The sequence below is a fragment of the Pseudomonas sp. NPDC079367 genome, assembly GCF_044542195.1.
Lineage (GTDB): Bacteria > Pseudomonadota > Gammaproteobacteria > Pseudomonadales > Pseudomonadaceae > Aquipseudomonas.
In genome coordinates this window covers 126,145-136,491 of sequence record NZ_JBITTW010000007.1, presented here as the reverse complement: position 1 = coordinate 136,491, position 10,347 = coordinate 126,145, and the positions used below count along the sequence as shown (strand labels likewise).

The 10,347-nt window shown below is 61.8% G+C and carries 5 protein-coding genes and 1 pseudogene; 5 read left to right on the top strand and 1 reads right to left on the bottom strand.

Going from position 1 to position 10,347, the window contains the following annotated elements; all coding sequences use genetic code 11:
- A pseudogene (locus ACIGDJ_RS10300) lies at positions 1–608 on the top strand (translational GTPase TypA); the annotation flags it as partial.
- Between the two features lie 154 nt (positions 609–762).
- On the opposite strand, the gene ACIGDJ_RS10295 reads toward ACIGDJ_RS10300, so the two are convergent.
- Entirely contained in the window at positions 763–1,200 is a 438-nt protein-coding gene (locus ACIGDJ_RS10295; RefSeq protein WP_045122258.1) for a YkgJ family cysteine cluster protein, read from the bottom strand.
- Positions 1,201–1,459: 259 nt separating this feature from the next.
- On the opposite strand from ACIGDJ_RS10295, the gene ACIGDJ_RS10290 reads away from it, so the two are divergent.
- The 4 genes from ACIGDJ_RS10290 (at position 1,460) to ACIGDJ_RS10275 (ending at position 10,344) form a co-directional block, all read left to right on the top strand.
- Positions 1,460–3,910 (top strand): glycogen/starch/alpha-glucan phosphorylase, encoded by a 2,451-nt coding sequence (locus tag ACIGDJ_RS10290; protein WP_101156746.1) that lies wholly within the window; start codon positions 1,460–1,462, stop codon positions 3,908–3,910.
- A gap of 171 nt (positions 3,911–4,081) precedes the next feature.
- Complete coding sequence (locus ACIGDJ_RS10285; RefSeq protein WP_397479460.1) at positions 4,082–7,663, top strand: DUF2339 domain-containing protein; 3,582 nt, start codon at positions 4,082–4,084, stop codon at positions 7,661–7,663.
- Positions 7,660–9,030, top strand: a complete 1,371-nt coding sequence (locus tag ACIGDJ_RS10280; protein ID WP_101156742.1) for a DUF3999 domain-containing protein — start codon at positions 7,660–7,662, stop codon at positions 9,028–9,030. Before ACIGDJ_RS10285 ends, ACIGDJ_RS10280 begins: the two co-directional genes overlap by 4 nt.
- A gap of 303 nt (positions 9,031–9,333) precedes the next feature.
- Entirely contained in the window at positions 9,334–10,344 is a 1,011-nt protein-coding gene (locus tag ACIGDJ_RS10275) for a class 1 fructose-bisphosphatase (RefSeq protein WP_016772098.1), read from the top strand.
- Positions 10,345–10,347 lie beyond the last annotated feature (3 nt).

The window sequence follows — 10,347 nt, the reverse complement described above, 5'->3', positions numbered from 1 at the left end:
TGGTCATCCCTGTAGAAGCTGAGTGCTTGTTTATGGTTTTGATGGGTAGGCGTTTAGGCGACCTGATCAACTTGGTGACGGATGGCTTGGGGGGTTTTCGTCTTGATTACAACATCCCTGCTCGCGGTCTGATCGGTTTCCGTAACCAGTTCCTGACCCTGACCAACGGTGCTGGCATCCTGACCTCGATCTTCGATCGTTACGACACCGTCAAGTCGGGCCACATGTCCGGTCGTCAGAACGGCGTTCTGGTTTCGGTTGAAACCGGCAAGGCACTGACCTACTCGCTGGAAACCCTGCAGGCTCGCGGCAAGCTGTTCGTAGAACACGGCCAGGAGATCTACAACGGTCAGATCGTTGGTCAGAACAGCCGCGACAACGACCTGGGTGTAAACCCGACCAAAGGCAAGAAGCTCGACAACATGCGTGCTTCGGGTAAAGACGAAACCATCGCTCTGGTCCAACCTGTTCGCTTCACCCTGGAACAGGCTCTGGAATACATCCAGGAAGACGAGCTGTGCGAAGTCACGCCTAAGTCGATCCGTCTTCGCAAGAAGATCCTCGACGAAAGCGAGCGTACCCGCGCTGCCAAGAAAGCCAAGGCGTAATTCAGCCCTGGAATAGAAAACGCCCCCGGTCGCGAGACCGGGGGCGTTTTTGTTTGCCCGGCAATCAAGGCAAAAAAGATCGCAGCCTTCGGCAGCTCCTACAGGGATACGCATTCCCCTTTAGGAGCTGCCGAAGGCTGCGATCTTTTGATCTTCAGAATTTCTCGATCGAGCGGGAATTCTGCACGCGCTCAACTTCTTTGGGCTTGTAGGCGCAATACCCCGGCCGCGGGCCGATTTTCGGGTGGTTGCGGCAGGTGTCAGGGCGTTTGTCATAAATGGTGCACAGGCGGCTTTTACGATCCAGGTAATAGCAGTCGTTGTTGCTCATGCGCTGCAGGGTGAAGATCCCCGATTTCTGATTGAAGCGCTCGACCAGACCTTCCTTCTGCAGACGTTTGGCGATGTTCTTCGGCGGATCGCCCAGTTCGAACTCGTCAACCACACCTATGCGCACCAGGTCCTTGATCTTGACCTCGACCGGCAGCGTGCAGCAGCTGGAGATACAGGAGCCGCACATCGGCGCCGAGTATTTGGCCCACGTATCGAGACGATCAATCTCGGCGGCGGCGATCAGGTTGGGCTTCATCATCGGGAGTTACCAGGCGTGTGTGCATCAGGGCGCGCGATCATACCGGGAGCGGTGGAATTTTGAACAACCTTTCGCCGGATATTTTCACAGCAACCGCATTTTGCCCGACAGGACGGCACGGCCCCTGCATTCACTGGCTCATCCGCCAAGGTTATGTCGCACTGGCGCACAGTCCGGGCAAATACTGCCGAACCAGAGCCGATACCGCCGGTCAGACCGTCTAGGCTCAGAAAATTCCCGCTCGCTCGAGGTCCTGTTGATGACTCAAGAACCACTAGTTCGCGAAGCAGAGGTGGCCGCATTCCGCGACGCCGTCCTGACCAAACTCACCTACGCCGTGGGCAAAGACCCCGATCACGCGTTCGACCATGACTGGTTCGAAGCCATCGCCCTGGCGGCGCGTGATCACATGGTCGAACACTGGATGGACCACACCCGCCAGATCTACCGCAAAGGCCAGAAGCGGGTTTATTACCTCTCGCTGGAATTTCTCATCGGTCGCCTGCTCTACGACAGCCTGAGCAATCTTGGCCTGCTCGACGTTGCCCGTGAAGCGCTGACAGAGCTGGGCGTCGATCTGGAGCGCATCCGCCTGCTTGAGCCTGATGCGGCGCTCGGCAACGGCGGCCTCGGACGCCTGGCGGCGTGCTTCATGGAAAGCATGTCGACCCTCGGCATCGCCGGCCATGGTTATGGCATTCGTTATGAACACGGCTTGTTCCGTCAGGCGATCGTCGATGGCTGGCAACAGGAGCAAACCGAACACTGGCTGGATTTCGGTAACCCGTGGGAATTCGAACGCCCTGAGGTGGTGTACCCGATCGGCTTCGGCGGCAGCGTCGAAACCGTCACCGATGCCTCCGGCAAGACCCGTCAGGTCTGGTCGCCGGCGGAAACCGTGCGGGCGATTGCCTACGACACGCCGGTGGTCGGCTGGCGCGGCGCGAGTGTCAACACCCTGCGGCTGTGGCGCGCGCGGGCGATGGAAGATTTGCATTTGGAGCGCTTCAACGCCGGTGACCACTTGGGCGCCGTGGCGGAAGTGGCCCGCGCCGAAAGTATTTCCCGCGTCCTCTACCCGGCAGACAGCACTGAAGCCGGGCAAGAGCTGCGCCTGCGCCAGGAATACTTCTTCGTCGCCGCTTCGCTGCAGGATCTGCTGCGCCGTCACCGCAACATGCACACCTCGGTGCTGACCCTCGGTGATCACGCGGCGATCCAGCTCAACGACACTCACCCATCGATTGCGGTGGCCGAGTTGATGCGCCAGCTCGTCGACGTCTACGACGTCGCATGGGACGCGGCATGGCAAGTCACCGTCGACACGCTGTCGTACACCAACCACACGCTGCTGCCGGAAGCGCTGGAAACCTGGCCGGTCGGGCTGATGGAACGCATGCTGCCACGGCACATGCAGATCATTTACCTGATCAACGCGCAGCACATCGATTCGCTGCGGGCCAAGGGTATCCACGATTTCGACGTGTTGCGCGCTGTGTCGCTGATCGAAGAAGACAACGGCCGCCGCGTGCGCATGGGCAACCTCGCGTTCCTCGGCTCGCACAGCGTCAACGGCGTGTCCGGTCTGCATACGCAACTGATGCGCAAAACCGTATTCGCCGAACTGCACAAGCTCTACCCGGAGCGGATCAACAATAAAACCAACGGCATCACTTTCCGCCGCTGGCTGTATCAGGCCAATCCTGAACTGACCTCGATGCTGGTCGATGCCCTCGGCCCCGATGTGCTCGACCATCCCGAAGAGCGCCTGCCCGAACTCGAACCGTTCGCCGAAAAAACTGCATTCCGCAAAGCCTTCGCCGAGCAGCGTTTGCACAGCAAGAAGGCGCTGGCCTATCTGATTCACGAGCGCCTGGGGATTGCGGTCAATCCGGCGGCGATGTTCGACGTGCAGGTCAAACGTATCCACGAATACAAACGTCAGCTGCTCAACCTGCTGCACACCGTGGCGTTGTACCAAGCGATTCGTGCCGAGCCGGAAGTCGACTGGGTGCCACGGGTGAAGATCTTCGCCGGTAAAGCAGCGGCGAGTTATCACCAGGCCAAGCTGATCATCAAGCTGACCAACGACATCGCCCGAGTTGTGAATAACGACCCGACGGTGCGCGGTCTGTTGAAAGTAGTGTTCCTGCCCAACTACAACGTCAGCCTCGCTGAGAGCATCATCCCGGCGGCGGACTTGTCCGAGCAGATTTCCACCGCCGGATTCGAGGCGTCGGGTACCAGCAACATGAAGTTCGGCCTCAACGGCGCGCTGACCATCGGCACCCTCGACGGTGCCAACGTGGAAATGTGCGAGCGCATCGGTGCCGAGCACATGTTCATCTTCGGTCTCAGTGCGCAACAGGTTGAAGCGCGCAAGCAGAACCACGAGTTCAGCGCCGTGCCCGACATCGCCGCGTCCCATCGTTTGAACGATGTGCTGCAAGCGATTCGCAGCGGCGTTTTCTCACCGGACGACACCTCGCGTTACACCGGGCTGATCGACTCGCTGATCGACTATGACCGCTTCCTGGTCTGTGCCGACTTCGACTCCTACTGGGAAGCGCAGAAGCGCGTCGATGCGCACTGGCACGATTCGCAGAACTGGTGGCGTTCAGCGGTGCTCAACACTTCGCGAATGGGCTGGTTCTCTTCCGACCGGACGATACGCGAGTACGCGACGGATATCTGGAAAGCGCTGGAGTAACTTCCCGCCTGGCTCGATATAATCGGCGCGCCGGAAAAGATCGCAGCCTTCGGCAGCTCCTACACAAAGTGTTCTTATAAACCTTTGTAGGAGCTGTCGCAGGCTGCGATCTTTTTGCGACAGGCTGCGCTAATCTTCCCGGATTGGCCTTTGCGCTCAGGGATATCGACCATGCAATGGATGTTCATGTTGATCGGGCTGGTGCTCGGTGGACTGCTCGACGAGTCATTCAGTGGCGCGCTGTTGGGCGCCCTGCTAGGACTGGTCATCGGCCAGGCGCTACGCATTGCGCGCCTCGGCGCGCAAACGGCGGAGCAACAGCGCCAGCTCGAGCAGGTGCGCGAAGCCTTGCAAGGCGTGGCTCAGCGGCTGTTTGTGCTGGAGGGGGCGCCCTCGCATGCGCCGACACCGACACCTGAAGCCGAGCCAGTCGTCGAACCCGTCAACGTGGCTGAGCAGGCCGCCCCTACCCCTGAGCTGATCTGGGAACTGCCGCCCGAACTCGAACCGATTTCCGCCGTCGCCGGCGAAACCAGTCAGCCGCTGCCCGTCGATGCCTGGCGTGCCGAACCGGCTCCTGCTGCGCCAGCACAACAACCTGCCGAACCCCGTGGCCCGAACCTGATCGAACGTGGCATCAGCGCTGCGCGCAACTGGCTGTTCGGCGGCAACACTGTGTTGCGCGTGGGTGTGGTGCTGCTGTTTTTCGGTCTGGCGTTTTTGCTGCGTTACGCCACCGAAGGCATGGTGGTACCGATCGAGTTGCGTTACGCCGGCGTCGCGGCAGCGGCGTTGGCCCTGCTGGCGCTCGGTTGGTGGCTACGCCGACGGAACAGCCACTATGCATTGATGCTGCAAGGCACCGGGATCGCCGTGCTGTACCTGACAGTGTTTGCGGCGATGCGTTTGCATCCGTTGCTTGATCCGTCCGCCGCGCTGGGCTTGCTGGTCGCGGTTACGGTGTTCTCGGCAATTCTGGCGATCACTCAGGATGCACTGGGGCTGGCGGCAGCCGCGGCATTGGGCGGTTTCGCCGCGCCGATTCTGACGTCTACCGGCGAAGGCAATCATGTCGCGTTGTTCAGTTATTTCGCTTTGCTCAATGCCGGCATTCTCGCCATCGCCTGGTTCAAGGCCTGGCGCCTGCTCAATCTGATCGGCTTCGTCGGCACGTTCGGCATCGGGTTCGCCTGGGGCCTGCGCTCCTACACGCCGGAACTGCTGTGGAGCACCGAGCCGTTTCTGATCCTGTTTTTCCTCATGTACCTCGCCATCGGCCTGCTGTTCGCCCGGCGCAAGTTGCGCGACATGCCGGACGCGCCGGCGGAGGCCGACCGTGAAGCGTTGCTGCAATGGTCGGCGCGCAAGGGCGATTACGTCGACGGCACGATGTTGTTCGGCCCGCCGATCATTGGCTTCGGTTTGCAGTTCGCGCTGGTCCAGCACCTCGAATTTGCCGCGGCCTTCAGCGCGTTGGCGCTGGGCATGATCTACATGGCGCTGGCCAAAACGCTGATGGGCGGGCGCGCGATGCTGCTGGGCGAAACCTGTCTGGCGCTGGGGGTGATTTTTGCCAGCCTGGCGATTCCGCTGGGGCTCGATGCGCGCTGGACTTCAGCGGCGTGGGCCGTGGAAGGCGCGGGGATTTTCTGGCTCGGTTTGCGTCAGCATCGTCCGTTCGCCCGGGCTTTTGCCTTGTTGCTACAACTGGGTTCAGCGCTGGCGTTTCTCAGCCAACTGCAGCTCGGCGAGAGCAGCCTGCTCGACGGCGCACCGTTGGGCGCGCTAATGCTTGGCGCCGCGTTGCTGTTCAGTTTCCTTCAGCTGCGCAAGGCTACGCCTGAGCTGACATCGCCGTGGGAAAGGCACGGCCTGCCAGTGCTGGCATGCCTGGGCCTGACGTTCCTGTATCTGCTGGCGCCGTTGTTCCTGTTCATTCAGGGCACGGCAATCAGTTGGGCGTTGGCGGGTTTGGCAACGTTGTTTGTTGGCTTGCGAATTCAATCGCGCACGTTCCTGTTTACCGCGTTCGCCGTGCAGTTGCTGGGCGGTGCGTTGTTCCTGTTGCGCCTGCAAACTGGCGGTGAAGATTCGGCGGCGGTGTTCAGCGCTGGCTGGAGCGGTTTGCTCAGTGCGTCGTTGATAGGCGTGGCGTTGATCGCCGGCATGCTGCTGGCGGCGCGGGACGAGATGGTGCGCAGCGACGTGCGCCTGCTGCGCGGCTTGTCGGTGGTGCTGCTGGCCGGCTTGGTACTGATCAATCTGGCGGTGCTGTTCGTGCTGCCGTGGCAAACCGCGAGTGCAGTGTGGGCGGCCAGCGGTTTGCTGATCATCTGGCTGAGCCTGTACCTGCAACAGCGTCTGAGTTTCGTTTTCGGGCTGCTGTTGCAGGTGGTCGGCGGCGCGGCGTTTCTGCTCGCCGGCCCTGAATGGCTCGGGCCGCTGCCCAGCGAAGGGCTGAAACCGCTGGCCCATGGCGGCTTCTGGACGCCGCTGGTGCTGGGGCTGGCCGCGCTGATCGGTGCGTGGCGCTTGCAACTGGGCAACCATGTCACTGCTTTCGATGCCTTGGGTTTGCAGCGCTTGTCGCAGGTGCTGCTGGTCTGGGGCGCCGCTTGGTGGGCGCTGGCGTGGGTCAGCGAAGTGCTGCGGTTTGCTTCGCCGAATCTGCAGGTCACGTTGTTGCTGCTGGCTGCGGCGGTCAGTGTGGCGCTGTGGACGATTTCGTCGCTGCGCCTGAAATGGCCGGCGCTGGGTTTGCTCTGCGCCTTGCTGATTCCGGCCGCTGCGCTGGTTTTGCTCGGCGCTTGGCATGCGCGTTATCACCCCGCCGCCGACTTTGGCTGGCTGGCTTGGCCGGTGCTGTTCGCGGTGCATTTCTTCAGCCTGCGCCGCCTGGCGTGGATGTTGCCGGTGCGCGCGTTGAGCGCCGCCCATGTGCTCGGTTGCTGGCTGCTGATCGGCGTGCTGGCGCTGGAGTTGCGTTACGGCTTGCTGCTGTTGTCCGAGCAGTACAACGCCTGGCGCTGGCTGGGTTGGGCGATTCTGCCGAGCCTGTATTTGCTGTTGATGGCGGCACCGCGCAGCTGGCCGTGGCCGGTCGCCGCGTTTGCTCGCGAGTACCGCTTGTACGCAGCGGCACCGCTGGCGGTGCTGATGCTGGCGTGGTTCTGGCTGGCCAATGGCGTCAGCGATGGCAATGCCGAGCCGTTGCCTTACGTGCCGCTGCTCAATCCACTGGAGTTGGGACTGCTGTTCGCGCTGTTCAGCGTTTATGTCTGGTCGCGCAGCGCGGTTGCGCAGCTGTCGATCCGCCAGGACTACGCCGACCACGCCACGCAATTGATCGCCGGGGTCTCGCTGTTCGCCTTTTGCACCGCGTTGGTCACCCGCGCTGCGCATCACTGGGCCGGCATCCCGTTCGAGCTCGATCAGCTGCTCGCGTCGATGCTGGTGCAGGCCGGCCTGTCGATCGTCTGGACGTTGATGGCGCTGGGGCTGATGATCGGCGGCCATCTGCGCCATCGACGCGAAGTCTGGCTGATCGGTGCGGCGCTGATTGCGCTGGTAGTGGCGAAACTGATTTTTGTCGAATTGAGCAACCGTGGCGGCCTCGCCCGGATCGTCTCGTTTATCGGCGTCGGCGTGTTGCTGCTGGTGGTTGGCTACTTTGCGCCGCTGCCACCCAAACGCGTCGAGGCTGAACCGGCGGCGGACAAGCCCGCGCCGGAAACCGAAGGAGTTGCCTCGTGAGTCGCATGCTGAATCTGGGATGGTTGGTGCTGGGCGTGGTAATGGTGGCCGGCGCTCAGGAAAAACCGGCGGACTTCGCCACGCAGGTGCCGTTGTCGGTGAGTGGCAATGGCCCGTGGTATCGCCTCGAATTGCCGCTGAGCGTGCAATTGCAGGCGCGCCAGACCGATCTCAGCGACTTGCGTGTGTTCAACGCCGCCGGCGAAGCGCAGGCCTATGCCTTGGCTCGCGAATCGGCGCAGACCCGCGACGACGGCAAGCTGCACGAGGTCAAATGGTTCCCGCTGTACAACGCCGCCGACGCCAGCGAGCGCGCGCCCAATGTGCGCGTGCAGTCGACCACCAACGGCACGCTGGTTGAAGTGCAGCCGTCCTCGCAACTGGAGGCGGGCGAAGAAGTGCTGCGCGGTTGGCTGCTGGATGCCAGTGCGATCAAGGCACCGTTGCAGCAGTTGATCCTCGACTGGACCAGCGAGCGCGACGGTTTCCAGCGTTTCAGCATCGAGGCCAGCGACGATCTGCAGCACTGGCAATCCTGGGGCGAGGGCCAGGTGGCGCGGCTGACCTTTTCCGATGAGCGCATCGAACAGCACGAAGTGACTTTGCCGGGGCAGACCGCGCGCTACGTGCGCCTGCTGTGGGAGTCGCCGGGTTCGGCGCCGATCCTGACTTCGGCACAACTGAAGAGCAGCGACCCGCGCAATCTGCCGCTGCCACTGGTCTGGTCGTCGAGCGTGGCCGGCAGCAGCACCAAGGCCGGGGAATACATCTGGCAGCTGCCGATGGGGCTGAATGTCGAGCGGGTGCAGGTTGAGCTGAAACAGCCAAACAGTCTGGCCCCGGTTACGTTGGCCGGCCGGCGCGAGAGCCACTTGCCTTGGCAGACATTGAGCAGTGGCCTGCTGTATCGCCTGAGCCAGAACAATCAGGACGTGGTGCAGAACGAAATCCCGCTGTCCGGGCAGACCGTGCAGCAACTCAAGCTGACCGTGGATGAGCGCGGCGGCGGGCTGGGTGAGCAGGCGCCGGATCTGAAATACGCATTGCGCGCCACCCAGGTGATTTTCCTCGCCCGAGGCGATGGGCCGTACAGTCTGGCCTTGGGCAATGCCACGGTGAAAACGGCGAACCTGCCGTTGACCACGCTGATTCCGGATTTCAAACCGCAGATGCTGGCGACGCTGGGCAAGGCCTCGGTGCAAAGCGAAGCCGTGGTGACGCAGACTTCGACGACGACCGCAGCCGCGGTGGCCGGGACCAACTGGAAGAAAATCGGGCTGTGGGCGGTATTGCTGTTGAGCGTGGTGTTTCTGGGGGCGATGGCGTTCAGCCTGTTGCGCAAGCCGCCCGCCAATACCGGAGCATGAGCGGCTGCGCGCCATTCGCGAGCAAGTCCGCCTCCCACAATGGATCTGTGCACTATGCAGATCGAATGTGGGAGCGGGGCTTGCTCGCGAAGGCGGCTCCTCAATCAATACATTTGCCAAGCCAATCACCTTCGTCCGATTTCGAACTACGCTCAATCCGACACCTGAACTCTCCACCGACAATCACGTCTCATACAGGCAAATACACCCAGGCGCACGTTAGCCGGCGTCTTCGCTCGCTAGGTTTTCAGACTCCCTGTAAACTGCGCGGGTTTTCAGCCCCCCATTCCACCGGAGCCGTCCATGTCCCGCGTTACCTTGAGTCGCTATTTGATTGAGCAGACCCGCAGCAACAACACTCCTGCCGATCTGCGCTTTTTGATCGAAGTGGTGGCGCGTGCCTGCAAGGAGATCAGCCACGCCGTATCCAAAGGCGCCCTGGGTGGTGTTCTGGGCAGCATGGGCACCGAGAACGTGCAAGGCGAAGTGCAGAAGAAGCTCGACGTGATCTCTAACGAGATCCTGCTCGAAGCCAACGAATGGGGCGGTCACCTGGCCGGAATGGCGTCCGAAGAAATGGACAATGCCTACCAGATCCCGGGCAAATACCCGAAAGGCGCGTACCTGCTGGTGTTCGACCCACTGGACGGCTCGTCGAACATCGACATCAACGCCCCGGTCGGCACGATTTTCTCGGTATTGCGTTGCCCGAACGAATACCTGAGCCAGAACGAGCCGCTGAACGAAAAAGCCTTCCTGCAGCCAGGCACCCAGCAAGTGGCCGCCGGTTACGCCATCTACGGCCCGCAGACCATGCTGGTGCTGACCTTGGGCGACGGCGTCAAAGGCTTTACGCTGGACCGCGAAATGGGCAGCTTCGTCCTGACTCACGAAGACATCACCATCCCGGAAACCACCCAGGAATTCGCCATCAACATGTCCAACCAGCGTCACTGGGAAGCCCCGGTGCAGCGCTATGTTGGCGAACTGCTGGCCGGTGAAGAAGGCCCGTTGAAGAAGAACTACAACATGCGTTGGGTCGCGGCGATGGTTGCCGACGTGCACCGCATCCTGACCCGTGGCGGTCTGTTCATGTACCCACGCGACAGCCGCGAGCCGTCGAAACCAGGCAAGCTGCGCCTGATGTACGAAGCCAACCCGATGTCGTTCCTCGTCGAACAAGCCGGTGGCGCGTCCACTGACGGTCACCAGCGTATTCTCGACATCCAGCCGGAAGGCCTGCACCAGCGCGTTGCAGTGTTCCTCGGTTCGAAAGAAGAAGTCGCCCGCGCCACGGCCTACCACAAGGAATAAACC